Raw genomic sequence first — 20,039 nt, forward strand, 5'->3', positions numbered from 1 at the left:
CGGCCCCTTGCCAACCCGCCCCACACCCTCCATAACCAACACATGAACCTGCCCGCCAAACACCACCCGGTGCTCGAGCTGTTCCACCCCGCCGTGCGCACCTGGTTCCGTCGCCACTTCGCCACGGTGACCGATGCCCAGGCCCAGGCCTGGCCGTTGATCCATGCGGGCCAGTCGATGCTGCTGGCCGCGCCGACCGGTTCGGGCAAGACCCTCAGCGCGTTCCTGGCCGTGCTCGACGAACTGTTCCGCCAAGGCCTGGAGCACCAGGGCGAGCTACCAGCGCAAACCCAGGTGGTCTACGTTTCGCCACTCAAGGCGCTGTCCAACGATATCCGCCTGAACCTGCAAGCCCCACTCGAAGGCATCAGCCAGGCCATCGCGGACCAGGGCCTGAACGCCCCGCGCATCACCACCGCCGTGCGCAGCGGCGACACCCCGCAGAAGGAGCGTGCCGCCATGCGCAAGCTGGCGCCGCACATCCTGGTGACCACCCCCGAATCGCTCTATGTGCTGATGGGCTCGGCTTCTGGCCGTAAAGGCCTGGCCAGCGTGCACACGGTGATCGTCGACGAAATCCATGCCCTGGCAGGCAACAAGCGCGGCGCCCACCTGGCACTGACCCTGGAGCGCCTGCAGGCCCTGTGCAACCGGCCGTTGCGGCGCATCGGCCTGTCGGCCACGCAACGCCCGGTCGAGCGGGTGGCGCAATTTCTGGTCGGCAACGGCCGCCCCTGCGCAATCGTCGATGTCGGCCATGCTCGGCAGCGCGACCTGGCCATCGAGGTGCCGCCAGTGCCGCTGGGTGCAGTGATGGCCACCGATGTCTGGGGCCTGGTCTATGACCGCCTGGCCACCCTGGCGCGCGAACATCGCACCACCCTGGTGTTCGTCAACACCCGACGCCTGGCCGAGCGCATCACCCGCCACCTCAGCGACCGCCTGGGCAAGGAGGCGGTTGCCGCGCACCACGGCAGCCTGGCCAAGGAGCTACGCCTGGATGCCGAACAACGCCTGAAGAACGGCCAACTGCAGGTGCTGGTGGCCACTGCATCGCTGGAGCTGGGCATCGATATCGGCGACATCGACCTGGTGTGCCAGATCGCTTCGCCAGGCTCGATCGCAGCCTTGCTGCAGCGGGTCGGCCGCGCCGGACACCAGGTCGATGGCGTGCCCAAGGGACGCTTGTTCCCGACCTCGCGCGATGACCTGATCGAATGCGTGGCCCTGCTCGACTGCATACGCCGGGGCGAGCTGGATGAACTGCACATTCCCCGGGCGCCGCTGGACGTGCTGGCCCAGCAGATCGTCGCCGAAGCCAGCAACCAGCCCTGGCACGAACAGGCCCTGTTCGACTGCCTGCGCCAGGCCACACCCTACACCGACCTCGACCAGCAACATTACCAGGCCCTGCTGCGCATGCTCGCCGAGGGCTATAACGGCCGCCAGGGCGTGCGCAGTGCCTACCTGCACCGCGATGCGGTGAGCGGTACCCTGCGTGGCCGCCGCGGCAGCCAGCTGACCGCCCTGACCAGCGGCGGCACCATCCCCGACAACGCCGACTACGCCGTGCTGCTCGAACCGCAGGCGCTGAACATCGGCAGCGTCAACGAAGACTTTGCCGTGGAAAGCATCGCCGGCGATATCTTCCAGCTGGGAAATGCTTCCTATCGCATCCTGCGCGTAGAACCGGGCCGGGTGCGGGTGGAGGATGCCCAGGGCCTGCCACCGACCATCCCGTTCTGGCTGGGAGAGGCGCCGGGGCGCAGCGATGAGCTGTCTGCCGCAGTGGCCCGGCTGCAGGCGCAGATCGATCAACAGCTGGCTGACAACAACCAGGCCGAGGTGCTGGCATGGTTGCAGGCTACCTTCGAACTGGACGAAGCCGCCGCTGGCCAGTTGCTCGACTACCTGGCCCGCACCCGCGAAGTGCTCGGCGCCCTGCCCTCGCAGGACACGCTGGTGATGGAGCGCTTCTTCGATGAGTCCGGCGGTACTCAGCTGATCATCCATTCGCCCTACGGCAGCCGCATCAACCGCGCCTGGGGCCTGGCCCTGCGCAAGCGCTTCTGCCGCACCTTCAACTTCGAGTTGCAGGCGGCGGCCAGCGAGGACGCCATCGTGCTGTCGCTGTCCTCCAGCCACAGTTTCGAACTGGACGACGTGTGGCGTTACCTGAACAGCCGCAGCGCCGAGCCGATCCTTGTCCAGGCGCTGCTCGATGCGCCGCTGTTTGGCGTGCGCTGGCGCTGGAACGCCAGCGTGACCATGGCCCTGCCGCGCTTTGTCGGCGGTCGCAAGGTGGCACCACAGATCCAGCGGATGAAGAGTGAAGACCTGATTGCCGCCGTATTCCCCGATCAGATCGCCTGCCTGGAGAACATCGTCGGCGAGCGGCAGATTCCCGATCATCCGCTGGTCGAGCAAACCCTCGACGACTGCCTGCACGAGGCGATGGACAGCGAAGGCTGGCTGGCGCTTTTGCGGCGTATGGAAAGCGGCACGGTGCGCCTGCTGTGCCGCGACCTGCCCGCCCCTTCGCCGCTGGCGGCGGCCATCCTCAATGCACGGCCCTATGCCTTCCTGGATGACGCCCCGTTGGAAGAACGGCGCACTCAGGCGGTGCTCAACCGGCGCTGGAGCGAAGTGCAGAGCGGCGACGACCTGGGCGCGCTGGACGCCGATGCCATTGCCGCCGTCGCAGCCGAGGCCTGGCCGCAACCGGGCAATGCCGACGAAATGCATGAAGCGTTGATGGGCCTGGGGGCCATCAGCCAGGGCGAAGTGCAAGGCAATGCCAGCTGGGAGCTGCTGCTCAGGCAGTTGGCCAAGGCCGGCCGGGCCTTGCGCCTGGTGGATGAAAAGCTGTGGTTGGCGCGTGAGCGGTTGAGCCTGCTGCAAGTGCTGTATCCCGGCTCCCGGGTGGAACCTGCGTTGCAGGCACTGCCAGGCTTCGATCAGGCCATCGAGCCAGACATTGCGCTGGTCGAGCTGCTGCGAGCCCGCCTTAGCGGCCATGGCCCGCTGACCCGTGCGCAGATTGCGGCAGCACTTGGCAAACCGCTGCCGGCCATCGAACAGGCCCTGGCCCGCCTGGAGGCCGAAGGCTATGTGCTGCGTGGGCATTTCAGCCCCGGCGCAAGCGAATTGCAGTGGTGCGAGCGCCATTTGCTGGCGCGCATCCACCGCTACACGGTCAAACGCCTGCGTCGGGAGATCGAGCCGGTCAGCCTGCAGGACTTCGTGCGCTTTCTGTTCGACTGGCAGCACCTGGCTGACGACACGCGCCTGCGCGGCCCGCAAGCCGTGGCCGAGGTACTTGGCCAGTTGCAAGGGTTCCCGAGTGCAGCCGGAGCCTGGGAGGCCGAACTGCTGCCGGCACGTATCAAGGACTACAGCCCGCACTGGCTCGACGATGCCTGCCGTAGCGGGCAGTTCGCCTGGAGCCGGCTGGCGGCGACCGTGTCGAGCAACACCTTGTCGAGCACACCGCTGGTGCTGTTGCCGCGCGAGCATCTTGGGTTGTGGCGCAGTCTTGCTCCCGTGCCAGCCTTGGATAGCCTCGGCGCACGGGCGCAACGCGTCCACGAGGTGCTGAACGCACATGGCGCGCTGTTCTTCGACGAGCTGAAACACGATGCCCACCTGCTGCCCAGCGAACTGGAAACGGCCTTGCAAGAGCTGGTAGGCGCAGGCCTGGTAGGGGCCGACAGCTTCACCGGCCTGCGCAGCCTGATCACCCCGGCGGCGAAACGCACATCGCGCAACAGCCGACGCGGCCACCCGCCGCTGTCCAGCAGCATGTCCCATGCCGGGCGCTGGGCCTTGCTGCGCAGGGGCGCTGTAGACGACAGCCAGCGCCTGGAGCACATCGCCCGGGCCCTGCTTCGGCGCTATGGCGTGGTGTGCTGGCGCCTGCTGGAGCGCGAAAGCGATGTGCTGCCGCCCTGGCGCGAACTGCTGCGCTGCTATCACAGGCTGGAAGCGCGTGGCGAGATTCGTGGCGGGCGTTTCATTGCCGGGCTGGCCGGCGAACAGTTCGCCCTGCCGGAGGCGGTGGGGCTGCTGCGGCAGGTGCGCAAGCGTGAATTGGACGGGGCACTGGTGGTGGTAAGCGCCAGTGACCCGCTGAACCTGGTCGGGTCGCTGCTGCCGGGGGCGAAAGTGCCGGCGGTGAGTGGCAACCGCCTGTTGTATCGCGACGGGGTGCCGGTGGCGGTGCGGGTGGCCGGGCACTATTCGTACCTGGTCGAAGCGCCGGCACAAGAGCAGGAAAGCTGGCGGCAGAAGCTGCTGCGCGACACTATCTGAATGCTTTTTTGCGGTACTGGCCCTATCGCCGGCAAGCCAGCTCCCACCTCGACCGCATCGGCCGTGAGCGATGCGCTATCCCTGTGGGAGCCGGCTTGCCGGCGATAGGGCCAGTACAGCCAGCACAAGGCTTGGCGAGAATGATTTTCGCTACCCCGATTTTAATTTGCACAGCCGTGCAACTTGGCTATGGTCGGGGTTTGCCCCAGGCCCTGAGCCTGACCGCGCCATCGCAAGGACCCTGTATGAGCCTGTCACTTCTCAGCCGCTATGCCTTCTTCGCCGCCTGTGTGCTGTTCACCCTGGCGAGCCTGCCCTTCACCTACCACGAATGGTTGTGGCCGTTCACCCTGAGCACCGCCATCCTCAGCCTGATCGGCCTGTTCGACCTGTTGCAGCAACGCCACGCAGTACGCCGCAACTACCCGATCCTGGGCAACATCCGCTATCTGGTCGAGGCCATTCGCCCGGAAATCCGCCAGTACCTGCTGGAGGCAGACAGCGACGCCCTACCGTTCTCCCGCGCCCAGCGCTCGCTGGTGTATGCACGGGCGAAGAACGAAGCCTCGGACAAACCCTTCGGCACCCTGATCGACGTGTACGAGTCCGGCTTCGAATTCATCGGCCACTCCATGCGCCCGGCGCCATTGGCCGACCCGGCCAGCTTCCGGGTCATCGTCGGCGGGCCGCAGTGCAGCCAGCCATACTCGGCATCGATCTTCAACATATCGGCGATGAGCTTTGGCTCGCTCAGCGCCAACGCCATCCGCGCCCTCAACCAGGGCGCCAAGCTGGGCAATTTCCACCATGACACCGGCGAAGGCAGCATCAGCCCCTATCACCGCGAGCACGGTGGCGACCTGGTCTGGGAACTGGGCAGCGGCTATTTCGGGTGCCGCACGGCGGACGGGCGCTTCGACCCCGAGCGCTTCGCCACCCAGGCGCGCAGCCCACAGGTGCGGATGATCGAGATCAAGATGAGCCAGGGCGCCAAGCCCGGCCATGGCGGCATCCTGCCCAAGCACAAGGTGACCCGGGAAATTGCCGAAACCCGTGGCGTGCTGATGGGCGAAGACTGCATATCGCCGTCGCGCCACAGCGCCTTCTCCACCCCCATCGAGATGATGCAGTTCATCGCCCAGCTGCGTGAGCTGTCTGGCGGCAAACCGGTAGGTTTCAAGTTCTGCCTGGGCCACCCGTGGGAGTTCATGGGCATCGCCAAGGCCATGCTGGAAACCGGCATCCTGCCCGACTTCATCGTCGTCGACGGCAAGGAAGGCGGCACCGGCGCGGCGCCGGTGGAGTTCACCGACCACATTGGCGTACCGCTGCGCGAAGGGCTGCTGTTCGTGCACAACACCCTGGTCGGCCTGAACCTGCGCGACAAGATCAAGCTGGGCGCCAGCGGCAAGATCGTCAGCGCGTTCGACATTGCCAGCGTGCTGGCCATTGGTGCCGACTGGGCCAACTCGGCGCGCGGCTTCATGTTCGCCATCGGCTGCATCCAGTCGCAGAGCTGCCACACCAACAAGTGCCCGACCGGTGTGGCCACGCAAGACTCACTGCGCCAACGGGCGCTGGTGGTGCCGGACAAAGCCCAACGGGTGTTGAACTTCCATCATAATACCTTGCGTGCCCTGGCCGAAATGCTTGCGGCAGCGGGCCTGGAGCACCCGGCGCAGCTGGAGGCCAAGCACCTGGTACGGCGCATCTCGGCCACCGAGATCAAGCTGTTCTCGCAGATGCATGTGTTCCTGAAGCCGGGTGAGCTGCTGACTGGCGAGGTGAACGGGCAGTTCTATTCGCGCATGTGGCAGTTGGCGCGGGCGGACAGCTTCGAACCGAACAGCGAAGTGGCAGCCTGATAGAACCCTGGGGCTGCTACGCAGCCCATCGCGACACAAGGCCGCTCCTACAGGCGACCGCGACCCATGCAGCTGGCGCGGTCGCCTGTAGGAGCGGCCTTGTGTCGCGAAAGGGCCGCAAAGCGGCCCCGGCCATTTCAGATCAGGAAGCAGTACTGGCCACACCCTGCGCGTCTTTCGGCGCCAGGCGGAACGCGTAGTACAGCACCGTCAGCAGCACCAGGAACGCCGGGCCGATATACAGCGCCACGCGGGTGTCCTCGAAGTACGCCATCAGGCCGACCACCAGCACCAGGAAGGCCAGTGCCAGGTACGAGCTCAGCGGCCACAACCACATACGGTACTTCAGTGCCTTGCGCTCGGCAGTGGTGAGGCCGGCACGGAACTTCAGCTGCGCCAGCAGGATCATCACCCAGGTCCAGATCGCGCCGAAGGTGGCGATCGAAGTCACCCAGACGAAGACCTTTTCCGGCACCAGGTAGTTGGCCAACACGCCCAGCAGCAGCGCGCCGATCGACAGCAGCAGCGCGTTGCGCGGCACGCCGTTCTTCGACGTACGGGCGAAGGCCGCCGGGGCCTGGCCGTTCTGCGCCAGGCTGTAGAGCATGCGCCCGGTGCTGAAGATGCCGCCGTTGCACGACGACAGCGCTGCAGTGATGACCACGAAGTTGATGATGCCGGCGGCGGTCTTGATGCCCAGGCGCTCGAAGGTCATGACGAACGGGCTGCCCTGGCTGCCGATTTCGTTCCACGGGTAGATCGACAGGATCACGAACAGCGCACCGACATAGAACAACAGGATGCGCCAGAACACCGAGCCGATGGCCTGTGGGATGGTCTTTTGCGGGTTGCGTGCTTCACCGGCGGTCAGGCCGATCATTTCCACGCCCAGGTAGGCGAACATCACCATCTGCAGCGACATCAGCACGCCGGTCACGCCATTGGGCATGAAGCCGCCGTTGCTCCACAGGTTGGAGATACCCACTGCCACGCCGTCATTGCCGAAGCCGAAGGCAATGATGCCGATGCCGCCAAGGACCATGGCAATGATGGTGACAATCTTGATCAGGGCGAACCAGAACTCGAACTCACCAAACGCCTTGACGGCCACCAGGTTGACCGCCCCCATGCTGCCCAGCGCCGCCAGGGCCCAGATCCAGCGTGGTACGTCGGGGAACCAGATGCCCATGTAGATGGCCACCGCGGTGATTTCGGCAACGCAGGTCACCAGCCACAGGAACCAGTAGTTCCAGCCGGTAAGGAAACCCGCCAGCGGGCCGAGGTAGTCCTGGGCATAACGGCTGAACGAGCCGGCGACAGGGTTGTGCACGGCCATTTCGCCAAGGGCGCGCATGATCACCAGAATGGCCAGGCCGCCGATGATGTAGGACAGCATGATGGCGGGGCCGGCCATTTCGATGGCCTTGGCCGAACCGAGGAAAAGACCGACACCGATACAGGCGCCCAGCGCCATCAGGCGGATGTGCCGTTCGCCCAGTTCACGCTTGAGCGGGCCGCCTTCGGTGGCCTGGCCGTGGGCAGGGTGGTTGCCGACTGGCATAGCAATACAACCTCATTTTGTTATTGGATTTGACCTTCGTGCAGCTCCGGCCAGGCCGATAGGCGTGGCGTTGGCTTGCCGAGCTGGCCTTGTGGGCCGGCCCGTGTGCCGGAATAGAGCGCCCGGCAAGGCGAAGGGGGCGAGCAGTATAGGAAGACCGTTGTAGGGGTTTTCACTGTAAATATGCAGAAATTTGGCGAGAACTCGGGCTCTGTGGGAGCTGGCTTGCCTGCGATCGGGCGCAAAGCGGCCGCAAAATTTCCTGGCCACCATAGCAATATCGCCTGACGAAAAAACCCACACCAAAGCCGCATAGCCCTACGCCACTTTTCTCCGTCTCTTACAAATTTTTCACCTGACCCGCTCAACGTCTAAGCTTCAGACAAGCAAGACGAAAATACCTGGCCGGATAGAAGACTATGGGCGCACTGTGGCAATCGGAACCAAGCAGAACGGAAGCACCCGAGATACCTCCGGCCGAGACGCCACAACCCAAGTCCCCCCGTCAGCGTCGGCTATGGTGGCGGCTGATCATCCTCATCCTGCTGGTGGCGCTGGTGGCCATCGGCTTCGCTGCGTATGACGAATTCCGCACCTCCAACCTGCAGTCGCGGGAATTCAGCAAGCTGGCCAGCACCCTCACCTATTCGCTGCAACCAGGCCCCAGCGATGCCATCGTCTACCCTGGTGAAGGGCCATTCGACAAACGCCTGGGCTACAGCGCGCTGGGCGAATTCCTGCCGCGCCTGCTCAAGCGCGACTACCTGATCAGCGAGCAGGTGAAGTTCTCGCCGGCGTTGATGAACTACGTCGATCATGGGCTGTTCGCCCCCTATATCGAGAAAATCCAGGCTGGCCTGTCGATCACCGACTGCCGCGGCGACATGCTGTACCAGTACAACTACCCGCAACACCTGTACCCGGACTTTGCGGCGATCCCGCCGGTGATCGTCAACAGCCTGCTGTTCATCGAGAACCGCGACCTGCTCGACACCAAGGACACACGCAACAACCCGGCCGTGGACTGGCCGCGCTTCGCCAAGGCCGCCTACAGCCAGGTGGCCAAGTACCTGGCCCTGCCCGGCCAGTCCGCTGGCGGCAGCACCCTGGCCACGCAGCTGGAAAAGTACCGCCACTCACCGGACGGCCTGACCGTTTCCGGCGCCGAGAAGATCCGCCAGATGATTTCCGCCAGCGTGCGCGCCTACCAGGGCGGCCCCGACACCACCGAGGCGCGCCAGCGCATCGTGCGGGACTACCTCAACAGCGTGCCGCTGTCGGCAGTGCCTGGGCATGGCGAAGTGCATGGCATGGCCGAGGGGCTGCGGGTGTGGTACGGCGCCGACTTCGACCAGGTCAACCAGGCCCTGAGTTCCACCGCCAGCGACCCCGAGAGCATGGCCGCACGCGGCCTGGCCCTGCGCCAGGTGCTGTCACTGATGATTGCCCAGCGCCGGCCGTCGCACTACCTGTCCAAGGGGCGGCTCGAGCTGGCCGAACTGACCGACGCGCACATCCGCGTGCTGGCCGCCAACAAGGTCATCGAGCAGCCACTGGCCGACGCGGCACTGGCCAGCAAGGCGGTATACCGCGACTGGGTGGCGCAACCGACCATTGTGCCGATCGTCACCAACAAGGGCATCAGCCTGGCACGCAACCGCCTGGCGGCCATGCTCAACCGCCCGCTGTACGACCTCGACCGGCTCGACGTGTCGGCCACCAGTACCCTGCAGTCCGACCTGCAGCTGCAGGTCAGCCAGTACCTGAAAAACCTTGCCGACCCTGAATTCGCAGCGCAGATCGGCCTGATCGGCGAACGCCTGCTCACCGCCAAGACCACCGACCAGGTGAGCTACAGCTTCACCCTGTTCGAGCGCACCGCCGACGGCTCGCGGGTGCGGGTGCAGACCGACAGCACCGACCAGCCCTTCGACATCAACGAAGGCAGCAAGCTTGAACTGGGTTCCACCGCCAAGTTGCGGGTACTCACCACCTACCTGGAGATCATCGCCGAACTGCACGACAAGTACGCCGGCAAGCCAGCCGCCGAGTTGAAGAAAGTCGAAGTCGCCGAACTCGACCGCATCAGCCAGTGGTCGCTGGAATGGCTGGCGCAGAACAGCAAGAACCAGAGCCTGGACGCCATGCTCGATGCGGCGCTGGAACGCAAGTATTCGGCCAACACCGGCGAAGCCTTCTTCACCGGCGGCGGCATGCATGTGTTCAACAACTTCCGCAAGGAAGACAACAGCCGCAACCCAACCCTCAAGGATGCATTGCGCGAGTCGATCAACCTGCCGTTCATCCGCCTGATGCGCGACCTGGTGCGCTACGTGACCTACCAGCAACCGTACAACCGCGTGCCGCTGCTCAAGGACGACTCCGACCCGCGCCGCCAGGAATACCTGGCCCGTTTCGCCGACAAGGAAGGCACCAACTACCTGATGCGCTTCTGGAAGAAATACCAGCGCAAGACCTCGCAGCAGCGCCTGGACACCTTCCTCGACAGCATGCGCGTGACCCCACAACGGTTGGCGGCCGTGCACCGCTACCTGTTCCCCGAGGCTGGCCAGGAAACCTTCAACGCCTTCGTCCGCGCCCACCTCAAGGGTGACAAGATCGTCCTGGGCAAACTGACCGATGGCCGCCTGTCGGAGATGTACGACGCCTACGGCCCGGGCAAGTACGACCTGCCCGACCAGGGCTATATCGCCAAGGTCCACCCGCTGGACTTGTGGCTGTTGGGTTACCTGCTGAAGAACCCAGGTTCGACCTTGACCGAAATGGTCAATGCCAGCCGCTTCGAGCGCCAGGAGGTATACGGCTGGCTGTTCAAGAGCCGCCATCAGGGCGCCCGTGACAGCCGCATTCGCACCATGGTCGAGATCGAAGCGTTCCTCGACATTCACCAGCGCTGGAAGCGCGTGGGCTATCCATTCGACCACCTGGTGCCCTCGCTGGCCACCGCCATTGGCAGCTCGGGCGACCGCCCCGCCGCCCTCTCCGAGCTGGTCGGCATCATCCAGAACGACGGCGTGCGCCTGCCGACCTTGCGGATCGACACCCTGCACTTCGCTGCCAACACGCCTTACGAGACCAAGCTGGTCACCGACCCGGACCGGGGTGTGCGGATTCTGCCGGTCGAAGTGGCGCGCGCCCTCAAAGGCGCCATGTCGCAGGTGGTGGATGCGGGCACCGCGCGGCGTATTTCCGGCAGTTTCAAGCTGCAGGACGGCACGCCATTGGTGATGGGCGGCAAGACCGGTACCGGTGACAACCGCATCGAAAGCTTTGGTGCTGGCGGCCGGCTGATCGGCTCGCGCTCGCTGAACCGTACCGCCACCTTCGTGTTCTTCCTGGGCGACAACCACTTCGGCACCTTGACCGCGTTCGTGCCGGGGCGCTCGGCAGAGGCCTTCAAGTTCACCTCGGCGCTGCCGGTGCAGGTACTCAAGGGCATGGCTCCGATTCTCATGCCATACCTGCAACCGGGCAATCCGAATGAGTGCAAAGCGCCGCAGGTGGCCATGCACACAGCCGCGCCGCAAGGGGATACATCGAACAACTAGATGATAATCATCTGCAATTAAGGGCTTGTCTTTAGATATATCTTGAGTAATATCTTACGATATATCGAAAACGACGGAGCCCTGTCCCCATGCGCGAACATACCCCCCATGACCCCTTCGAGCGGCGCCCAGGTCGTGGCGAACGCGGCCCGCGCGTCTTCGCCCCCGGCGACCTCAAGCTGCTGATGCTGGCCCTGCTCGCCGAGCAGCCAGGCCACGGCTACGACCTGATCCGCCAGATCGAAAACCTGTTCGACGGCAGCTACAGCCCAAGCCCCGGGGTGATCTACCCCACCCTCAACTTCCTCGAGGAGGCCGAGCTGATCAGCGGCCAGGTGCAGGGCAGCAAACGCCTCTATGCCATTACCGAAGCCGGCCGCACCGCCCTGGCCGAACAGGCCGTCGCACTGGACGGCGTGCGCATGCGCATCGAAGTCAGCAAGCGCGCCCTGCGCGGCCACGACCGCCCACCAGAGATTCATGAAGCGGTCGGCAACCTGCGCCACGCACTGCACATGCACAGTGGCCGCTGGACACCGGAAGAAATCGAGCGGGTCCGCGACCTGCTCAACCACACCGCCAAGGCCATCGCCTCCGGGCCGGCCGAACCTGTCAGGGAGACACCCCATGAGTGACACCATTCACCGCGTCAACCACGAAATCCGCCAACGCCATCTGCAGGTGCTGCGGGTCACCGAACTGACCCCGCGCATGCGCCGCATCACCCTCGGGGGTGCCGAGCTGCAAGGCTTCACCAGCGTGGGCAGCGACGACCATATCAAGCTGCTGTTCGCCGAAACGCCGGAGCAACAGCAGGCCATCGAGGCTCGTAACCTGGGCCGAGAAGGTGGCGCGCGGCCTACCATGCGCGAATACACGCCACGGCGCATCGACCTGGTGGCCAATGAGCTGGACATCGACTTCGTGCTGCACGGCGATGGCCCTGCCTCTACCTGGGCAGCCCAGGCGGCACCCGGGCAAACCCTGGACATTGCCGGGCCGCGGGCTTCGATGGTGGTGCCGGACATCTTCGACAGCTACCTGCTGATCGGCGACGAAACCGCCATTCCGGCCATTGGCCGCCGCCTGGAGGAATTGCCAGCGGGCCGCCAGGTACTGGCGGTTATCCAGATCGAGGACGAGCAGGAACGCCAGCCACTGCCGAGCAAGGCACAGGTGGAAGTGATCTGGGTACGTCGCCAACATGAAGACCTGCTGGCGCTGGTGAAGAACCTTACCTTGCCGCAAGGCCGGTTGTATGGCTGGGTGGCACTGGAAAAAGCCCTGACCCGCCAGGCCAAGGCACTGTTGCTGGAGAAAGGTTTGCCTGAGGATGCGCTCAAGGCTGTGGCCTACTGGCGTGCCGACGGGACTGCGGACGACGAATGATTGTTTGTTGCCTGCACTGGCCCTATCGCCGGCAAGCCAGCCACAGGAATCGCGCAGCCCCTGTGGGAGCTGGCTTGCCGGCAATAGGGCCAGTGCAGGTCAAGCCAATCTGTGCAGCCCCCGCCACCTGTCCAGCCCCAGCAACACCAGCCCAATCCCCCAGAACCCCGCCAACACCCCCAGGGCATTGAGCAATACCTGCCCATACCCCAGGCTCGCCACATCGATGAACGGGTAGGCATACACGCCAATCTCACTCCCCCGCCACAGCGCGTAAGCAAAATACGTCGCCGGGTACACCGCCCAGACCAGCAGATGCCATAGCCGCAACCTGCCCTTGGGCACCTCGCACCACCAGTACAAGGCATATAGCACGGGCATCACATCGTGCAGCAACTCGTCCGCCAGCCATTGCCAGCCCTGCGGTTGCCACAAATGACGCAACAGCACGCTGTAGGCCAATGCCACCAGCACGATGCTGGCGGCCACCGCGGAACTCACCGCAGGCGACAGGAAAAAGCGCTTGGCACGGCCTTCCCGGCCGAACGCCGCATAACTGAGCACCGTTGCCACCAGGGTATTGGTCAACACGGTGAAATACCCGAACACATTGATCAGGCCACCCACCAGACTGGCCTGTTCCTGCCAACGCGCCAACAGCACCAGGTACACCTGCACGGCCAGGCCGAACCAACCCAGCACGGCCATGCCGGTCAGCCAGGGACGGCGCGGCATGTCAGGCCTGGCGCTGCAGCTTCACGTACAGCTGCTCGACCTTTTCCCGTGCCCACGGCGTCTTGCGCAGGAAGGTCAGGCTCGACTTGATGGTCGGGTTGCTTTTGAAGCAGCGCACATCGATGCGCTCGGCCAGGCCCTGCCATTGGTAGTGCGCCACCAACTCGGTGAGGATCTGTTCGAGGGTCTTGCCGTGCAGCGCGTTGTGTTGGGCCGTGCTCATGCCAGTGCTCCGTAGGAAAGATGCGCACCTTACACGAGTGTAGTGGTGGGTGGGATCAGGTGTGTCGACAGAAAAACCGCTGGCCAGGCGCAAAACCTCTGTGCTGAAATAGAGATGTTATATTGTAACAATACAAAAGCATCTGCCAAGGAACGCCCCATCCCCATGCTGTACACACCGCTTCGCCTCTCTCCCCTCGCCGTGGCGCTGTGGCTGGCCGCATCACCCAGCCACGCCGTGGAACTCGAACCCCAGGTCATCACCGCCAACCCTTTGGGCAACAGCCAGCTGGCCGCACCCAGCACCGTGCTCGAAGGCGACAACCTGCTGCAACAGCAGCACGGCAGCCTCGGTGAAACCCTGAACAAGCAGCCCGGGGTCGCCTCCACCTGGTTCGGCCCAGGCGCCAGTCGCCCGGTGATTCGTGGCCTGGATGGCGACCGCATTCGCATCCTGCGCAATGGCGTCGGCGCCCTGGATGCTTCATCGCTGTCCTACGACCACGCCGTGCCGCTGGACCCGGTGACCGTCGACCGTGTCGAGATCGTCCGTGGCCCGGCTGCCCTGCTCTACGGCGGCAACGCCATCGGAGGCGTGGTCAATACCTTCGACAATCGCATCCCGGATACCCCCATCGAGGGCATCCAAGGTGCCGGTGAACTGCGCTACGGCGGCGCCGATACCACCCGCAGCAGCGCTGGCAAGCTGGAGGCCGGCAACGGTGCCTTCGCCCTGCACCTGGATGCCAACAGCCGCCAGTTCAACGACCTGCGCATCCCCGGTTACGCGCGCAGTTCCAAGGTGCGCAACGCCGACGAACCCGGTAGCAAGCACCGTCTGGAAAACAGCGACGGCCGCCAGGACGGTGGCGCCGTGGGTGGCGCCTACCATTGGGACCACGGTTACGCCGGCCTGTCGTACAGCCGCTACGACAGCAACTATGGCTCGGTGGCCGAGCCAGGTGTGCGCCTGGACATGAAGCAGGACCACTACGCCTTCGCCTCCGAACTGCGTGACCTGGACGGCCCGTTCACTTCGGTCAAGGTCGATGCCGGCTACACCGACTACGAGCACCGTGAAATAGAAGAAGGCGAAGTCCACACCACCTTCAGGAACAAGGGCTATGAAGCACGTATCGAAGCCCGCCACCAACCGCTAGGGCCGGTAGAAGGCGTGATCGGCGCCCAGGTCAGCCGCAACGAATTCTCCGCCTTGGGCGAGGAAGCCTTCGTCCCGCACACCGACACCGACAGCCTGGCGCTGTTCATGCTGGAGCAGTGGCAAGCCACCGAGCGCCTGAACCTGAGCCTGGGCGCACGCATGGAGCACACCCGGGTCGACCCGGATGCCAAAGGCAACGAGAACTTCGCCGACGCCAACAGCGCCAGCAGTTTCAACGCTTTCAGCCTGTCTTCCGGGGCGGTGTACCAGCTCGACCCGATCTGGTCGCTGGCCGCCAACCTCGGCTACACCGAGCGCGCCCCGACCTTCTACGAGCTGTATGCCAATGGTGCCCACGTGGCCACTGGAGCCTTTGAAGTCGGCGATGCCAGCCTGAACAAGGAAAAAGCAATTTCTACCGACCTGGCCTTGCGTTTCGACAATGGCACCCACAAGGGCAGTGTCGGGGTGTTCTACAGCCACTTCCGCAACTACATCGGCCTGATCGGCACCGGCAACACCCGCGAGGGGCATGACCACGACCATGGCGAGGATGACCATGACCACGATCACGACCATGACGGTTTCCCGGAATACCAGTACCAGGGCGTGCGGGCGCGCTTCTATGGCATCGAGGCCCAGGACCGCTGGCAACTGGCCGAGAACCGCTATGGCAGCTTTGCCCTGGAGCTCTCCGGTGACTACACCCGGGCGAAAAACCTCGACAGTGGCGAGCCGCTGCCACGCATCGCCCCACTGCGCCTGAACAGCGGCCTGGTCTGGGAGCTGGACCGCTGGCAGGCGCGGGTCGACGTGCAGCATGCTGCGTCGCAGCATCGCAAACCGGCCAACGAAACCAGCACCGATGGCTATACCACGCTGGGGGCCAGCGTTGGCTACCGCTTCGAAGTTGGCCAGAGCCAGTGGCTGGCGTTTGTGCGCGGCGAGAACCTGACTGACCAGACCGTGCGCTATGCCAGCTCGATCCTGCGCGATATCGCCCCGGCGCCGGGGCGTAGTGTGGAAGTGGGTCTGCGTACCACCTTCTGAAATCGCGGGGGCGCTTCGCGCCCCTTTCGCCGGCAAGCCAGCTCCCACCGGTATTGCTTCTGCCTCAAGTGCAACGCGATCCTGTGGGAGCTGGCTTGCCGGCGATTGGGCTGCAAAGCAGCCCCCTCTGCAGCCAATTGTTACCTGTCGAACAACAATCCACTGCGACAATTTGTCTTTTTTTCTTACAACTTCCCCTATATCCTCCCCGCCGCAAGCTGAATCGCTTCATCGAAACCATCTTGTCGCCATATCCATTGAGGGGCCCGCCCTTCGATGCGCTTGCCGTTTATTCAATAATCAAAAGATAGCGCTATCTCATGCTCCAACTGCCCAAAACCTGTTACATCGGCCTTGCCCTCAGCGCCCTGGCGGCCCCCACCGGCGCCAGCGAGATGTTCGCCAGCGACTCCCCCTGGATGCTCGGCGACTGGGGTGGCACCCGCAGCGAACTGCTGGAAAAAGGCTACGACTTCACCCTCGGCTACACCGGCGAGATGGGCAGCAACCTGCATGGTGGCTACGACCACGACCGCACCGCGCGCTACAGCGACCAGTTCACCTTCGGCAGCCACCTGGACCTGGAGAAGATCCTTGGCTGGCACGACACCGAATTTCAGCTGACCATCACCGAGCGCCACGGCGACAACATCAGCAACGACCGCATCAACGACCCGCGTGTCGGCGGCTTCACCTCGGCCCAGGAGGTATGGGGCCGTGGCGAAACCTGGCGGCTGACGCAGATGTGGATCAAGCAGAAGTACTTCGACGGCGCACTGGATGTGAAATTCGGCCGTTTCGGCGAAGGCGAGGACTTCAACAGCTTCCCGTGCGACTTCCAGAACCTGGCCTTCTGCGGCTCACAGGTAGGCAACTGGGTGGGCGGCATCTGGTACAACTGGCCGGTCAGCCAGTGGGCCCTGCGCGTGCGCTACAACCTCAGCGACGCGCTCTACGCCCAGGTCGGCGTGTTCGAGCAGAACCCCTCGAACCTGGAATCGGGCAACGGCTTCAAGCTCAGCGGCAGCGGCACCCAAGGCGCGGTAATGCCGATAGAACTGGTATGGAGTCCACAGGTCAATGGTCTGAAAGGGGAATATCGCGCCGGCTACTACTACAGTAATGCCAAGGCACAGGATGTTCTCAAGGACAGCAACGGCCAGCCGGCAGCCCTCAGCGGCGCCGCCTACCGCAGCAGTTCGAGCAAGCACGGCTTGTGGCTCGGCGCCCAGCAGCAGGTGACTTCGCTGGCGTCCGACCAGTCGCGTGGCCTGAGCCTGTTCGCCAACGCCACGGTGCACGACAAGAAGACCAATGCCATCGACAACTATGTGCAGGCAGGACTGGTATACAAAGGGCCCTTCGACGCCCGCGCCAAGGACGACATCGGTTTCGCCCTGGCCCGTGTGCACGTCAACCCTGCCTATCGCAAGAACGCGCGCCTGGCCAACCAGGCCGCCGGCCTCTACGACTACGACAACCCCGGTTTCCTGCCGGTGCAGGACACCGAGTACAGCGCCGAGCTGTACTACGGCATCCACCTGGCCGACTGGCTCACGGTCCGCCCCAACCTGCAGTACATCCGCCACCCGGGCGGGGTGTCGCAGGTCGATGGCGCCCTGATCGGCGGCCTGAAGATCCAGAGCAGTTTCTAACCCCCTTTTTGACCTGACGGAGAACCTACGATGAGCACTGAAGGTGCCAACAATGGAAGCCGCTGGCTACCGCGCCTGATCGGCGCGCTGCTGTTGCTGATGGGCCTGGCCCTGCTGGCCGGCGGCATCAAGCTGAGCCAGCTGGGCGGATCGCTGTACTACCTGATCGCCGGTATCGGCTTTGCCCTGTCGGGCATCCTGCTGCTGGCCCAGCGCCGCATCGCCCTGGGCCTGTACGGCCTGGTACTGCTGGGCAGCACCGTGTGGGCCCTGCTCGAAGTGGGCCTGGACTGGTGGCAACTGGTACCGCGCCTGGCCATCTGGTTTGCCATCGGTGTGGTCCTGCTGCTGCCCTGGGCGCGTCGCCCGCTGATCGGCCCGGCCAACAAGGCCAACACTGCGCTGCTCGGCATTGCAGTGGTCGCTTCGGGCGCTTGCGCCCTGGGCAGCCAGTTCACCCACCCCGGTGAAGTGTTCGGCGAACTGGGCCGCGACAGCAGCGAAATGGCCAGCGCCGCCCCGGCCATGCCCGACGGCGAATGGCAGGCCTACGGCCGCACCGAGCACGGCGACCGCTATTCGCCGCTGCGCCAGATCACCCCGCAGAACGCCTACCGCCTGGAAGAAGCCTGGCGCATCCGCACCGGTGACCTGCCGACCGAAAACGACCCGGTGGAGCTGACCAACCAGAACACCCCGCTGAAGGTCAACGGCATGCTCTATGCCTGCACCGCGCACAGCCGCGTGCTGGCCCTGGACCCGGACACCGGCGCGGAAATCTGGCGCTACGACCCGCAGGTCAAGAGCCCGGTCGGCACCTTCAAGGGCTTCGCCCACATGACCTGCCGTGGCGTTTCGTACTATGACGAAAACCGCTACGTCAGCCGCGACGGCAGCCCGGTACCGAAAATTACCGACGCCGGCCAGGCCGTGGCCCAGGCCTGCCCGCGCCGCCTCTACCTGCCTACCGCAGACGCCCGCCTGATCGCCATCAACGCCGACAACGGCAAGGTCTGCGAAGGCTTCGCCAACCAGGGCGTGATCGACCTCACCACCGGCATCGGCCCGTTCACCGCCGGCGGCTACTACTCCACCTCGCCAGCCGCGGTCACCCGTGACCTGGTGATCATCGGTGGCCATGTCACCGACAACGAGTCGACCAACGAGCCATCCGGCGTTATCCGCGCCTACGATGTGCACGATGGCCACCTGGTGTGGAACTGGGACAGCAACAACCCGGACGACACCCAGCCACTGGCTCCCGGCAAGATGTACAGCCGCAACTCGGCCAACATGTGGTCGATCGCCAGCGTCGACGAAGACCTCGGCATGATCTACCTGCCACTGGGCAACCAGACCCCGGACCAGTGGGGCGCCAACCGCACCCCAGGCGCCGAGAAGTACAGCGCCGGCGTGGTCGCCCTGGACCTTGCCACCGGCAAGGCTCGCTGGAACTACCAGTTCACCCACCACGACCTGTGGGACATGGACGTCGGCAGCCAGCCGACCCTGGTCCACCTGAAGACCGACGATGGCGTGAAGCCGGCAATCATCGTGCCGACCAAGCAAGGCAGCCTGTACGTGCTCGACCGCCGCGACGGTACGCCGATCGTGCCGATCCGCGAGATCCCCACCCCGCAAGGCGCGGTGAAGGGCGACCACACCTCGCCGACCCAGGCCCGCTCCGACCTCAACCTGCTCGGCCCTGAACTGACCGAGCAGGCCATGTGGGGCGCCACGCCGTTCGACCAGATGCTGTGCCGCATCCAGTTCCGCGAGCTGCGTTACGAAGGCCAGTACACCCCGCCGTCCGAGCAAGGCTCGCTGATCTACCCGGGCAACGTCGGTGTGTTCAACTGGGGTAGCGTGTCGGTCGACCCGGTGCGCCAACTGCTGTTCACCTCGCCCAACTACATGGCCTTCGTGTCGAAGATGATCCCGCGTGAGCAGGTGGCCGAGGGCAGCAAGCGCGAAAGCGAGACCAGCGGCGTGCAGCCGAACACCGGTGCGCCGTACGCGGTGACCATGCACCCGTTCATGTCGCCACTGGGCGTACCGTGCCAGGCCCCGGCCTGGGGCTATGTCGCCGCCATCGACCTGTTCACCAACAAGGTGGTGTGGAAGCACAAGAACGGCACCACCCGCGACAGCACCCCGGTGCCGATCGGCCTGCCGGTTGGCGTGCCGAGCATGGGTGGTTCGATCGTCACCGCCGGTGGCGTCGGCTTCCTCAGCGGCACCCTGGACCAGTACCTGCGCGCCTATGACGTGAACAACGGCAAGGAACTGTGGAAAGCCCGCCTGCCAGCGGGTGGCCAGGCCACGCCGATGAGCTACAGCGGCAAGGATGGCAAGCAGTACGTGCTGGTGACTGCCGGCGGGCATGGCTCGCTGGGCACCAGGATGGGCGACTACATCATCGCCTACAAACTGGCTGAGTAAAGCTGCCGAGCCCCGCCAGCGGGGCTCACCCGCTGTACTGGCCTCATCGCCGGCAAGCCAGCTCCCACAGGTACTCCA

11 protein-coding genes are annotated in these 20,039 nt (G+C 64.7%); 8 read left to right on the forward strand and 3 right to left on the reverse strand.

The annotated features are described in order from the left end of the window. Positions 1-42: 42 nt before the first annotated feature. Both CAG34_RS12365 and CAG34_RS12370 read left to right on the forward strand, forming a co-directional pair. Positions 43-4,311 (forward strand): DEAD/DEAH box helicase, encoded by a 4,269-nt coding sequence (locus CAG34_RS12365; protein ID WP_085590247.1) that lies wholly within the window; start codon positions 43-45, stop codon positions 4,309-4,311. 245 nt (positions 4,312-4,556) lie between these two features. Then, the gene (locus CAG34_RS12370; RefSeq protein ID WP_085590249.1) at positions 4,557-6,176 is read left to right on the forward strand and encodes an FMN-binding glutamate synthase family protein; all 1,620 of its coding nucleotides are present in this window, start codon (positions 4,557-4,559) and stop codon (positions 6,174-6,176) included. Between the two features lie 142 nt (positions 6,177-6,318). Here the strand turns inward: CAG34_RS12370 and CAG34_RS12375 are convergent, their stop codons facing one another. Beyond that, on the reverse strand, positions 6,319-7,737 hold the full coding sequence (locus CAG34_RS12375) for an amino acid permease (protein WP_075046161.1): 1,419 nt from the start codon (positions 7,735-7,737) through the stop codon (positions 6,319-6,321). 419 nt (positions 7,738-8,156) lie between these two features. Here CAG34_RS12375 and CAG34_RS12380 point away from each other — a divergent pair, with 419 nt between their 5' ends. The 3 genes from CAG34_RS12380 to CAG34_RS12390 all read left to right on the forward strand — a co-directional run bounded on the left by CAG34_RS12380 (position 8,157) and on the right by CAG34_RS12390 (position 12,695). Then, positions 8,157-11,306: a transglycosylase domain-containing protein gene (locus CAG34_RS12380; RefSeq protein ID WP_085590251.1), complete on the forward strand. Its 3,150-nt coding sequence runs from the start codon at positions 8,157-8,159 to the stop codon at positions 11,304-11,306. 89 nt (positions 11,307-11,395) lie between these two features. Next, a complete protein-coding gene (locus CAG34_RS12385) occupies positions 11,396-11,941 on the forward strand; it encodes a PadR family transcriptional regulator (protein WP_046614772.1) in 546 nt (181 codons plus the stop codon). Continuing rightward, positions 11,934-12,695, forward strand: coding sequence for a siderophore-interacting protein (locus tag CAG34_RS12390; RefSeq protein ID WP_085590254.1), 762 nt, complete (start codon positions 11,934-11,936; stop codon positions 12,693-12,695). Before CAG34_RS12385 ends, CAG34_RS12390 begins: the two co-directional genes overlap by 8 nt. A gap of 99 nt (positions 12,696-12,794) precedes the next feature. On the opposite strand, the gene CAG34_RS12395 is transcribed toward CAG34_RS12390, so the two are convergent. Both CAG34_RS12395 and CAG34_RS12400 read right to left on the reverse strand, forming a co-directional pair. Next, the gene (locus CAG34_RS12395) at positions 12,795-13,430 is read right to left on the reverse strand and encodes a Pr6Pr family membrane protein (RefSeq protein WP_085590256.1); all 636 of its coding nucleotides are present in this window, start codon (positions 13,428-13,430) and stop codon (positions 12,795-12,797) included. A 1-nt stretch (position 13,431) separates the two neighbouring features. Beyond that, entirely contained in the window at positions 13,432-13,653 is a 222-nt protein-coding gene (locus CAG34_RS12400) for a VF530 family DNA-binding protein (RefSeq protein WP_003252112.1), read from the reverse strand. 165 nt (positions 13,654-13,818) lie between these two features. On the opposite strand from CAG34_RS12400, the gene CAG34_RS12405 reads away from it, so the two are divergent. From CAG34_RS12405 to CAG34_RS12415, 3 genes are all read left to right on the forward strand, one after another. Continuing rightward, positions 13,819-15,864, forward strand: coding sequence for a TonB-dependent receptor (locus CAG34_RS12405; RefSeq protein WP_085590258.1), 2,046 nt, complete (start codon positions 13,819-13,821; stop codon positions 15,862-15,864). A 320-nt stretch (positions 15,865-16,184) separates the two neighbouring features. Continuing rightward, on the forward strand, positions 16,185-17,519 hold the full coding sequence (locus CAG34_RS12410) for a carbohydrate porin (protein ID WP_085590260.1): 1,335 nt from the start codon (positions 16,185-16,187) through the stop codon (positions 17,517-17,519). A gap of 30 nt (positions 17,520-17,549) precedes the next feature. Then, on the forward strand, positions 17,550-19,961 hold the full coding sequence (locus CAG34_RS12415; RefSeq protein WP_075046167.1) for a glucose/quinate/shikimate family membrane-bound PQQ-dependent dehydrogenase: 2,412 nt from the start codon (positions 17,550-17,552) through the stop codon (positions 19,959-19,961). Positions 19,962-20,039 lie beyond the last annotated feature (78 nt).

The organism is Pseudomonas sp. B14(2017), assembly GCF_002113255.1.
GTDB lineage: Bacteria > Pseudomonadota > Gammaproteobacteria > Pseudomonadales > Pseudomonadaceae > Aquipseudomonas > Aquipseudomonas putida_Z.

Excerpts from the sequence above, each read along its gene's own strand:
- CAG34_RS12385 (WP_046614772.1), top strand. The coding sequence starts at position 11,396 with ATGCGCGAACATACCCCCCATGACCCCTTCGAGCGGCGCCCAGGTCGT.
- CAG34_RS12405 (WP_085590258.1), top strand. The coding sequence starts at position 13,819 with ATGCTGTACACACCGCTTCGCCTCTCTCCCCTCGCCGTGGCGCTGTGG.
- CAG34_RS12395 (WP_085590256.1), bottom strand. The coding sequence starts at position 13,430 with ATGCCGCGCCGTCCCTGGCTGACCGGCATGGCCGTGCTGGGTTGGTTC.
- CAG34_RS12390 (WP_085590254.1), top strand. The coding sequence starts at position 11,934 with ATGAGTGACACCATTCACCGCGTCAACCACGAAATCCGCCAACGCCAT.
- CAG34_RS12400 (WP_003252112.1), bottom strand. The coding sequence starts at position 13,653 with ATGAGCACGGCCCAACACAACGCGCTGCACGGCAAGACCCTCGAACAG.
- CAG34_RS12415 (WP_075046167.1), top strand. The coding sequence starts at position 17,550 with ATGAGCACTGAAGGTGCCAACAATGGAAGCCGCTGGCTACCGCGCCTG.
- CAG34_RS12370 (WP_085590249.1), top strand. The coding sequence starts at position 4,557 with ATGAGCCTGTCACTTCTCAGCCGCTATGCCTTCTTCGCCGCCTGTGTG.
- CAG34_RS12375 (WP_075046161.1), bottom strand. The coding sequence starts at position 7,737 with ATGCCAGTCGGCAACCACCCTGCCCACGGCCAGGCCACCGAAGGCGGC.
- CAG34_RS12380 (WP_085590251.1), top strand. The coding sequence starts at position 8,157 with ATGGGCGCACTGTGGCAATCGGAACCAAGCAGAACGGAAGCACCCGAG.
- CAG34_RS12365 (WP_085590247.1), top strand. The coding sequence starts at position 43 with ATGAACCTGCCCGCCAAACACCACCCGGTGCTCGAGCTGTTCCACCCC.
- CAG34_RS12410 (WP_085590260.1), top strand. The coding sequence starts at position 16,185 with ATGCTCCAACTGCCCAAAACCTGTTACATCGGCCTTGCCCTCAGCGCC.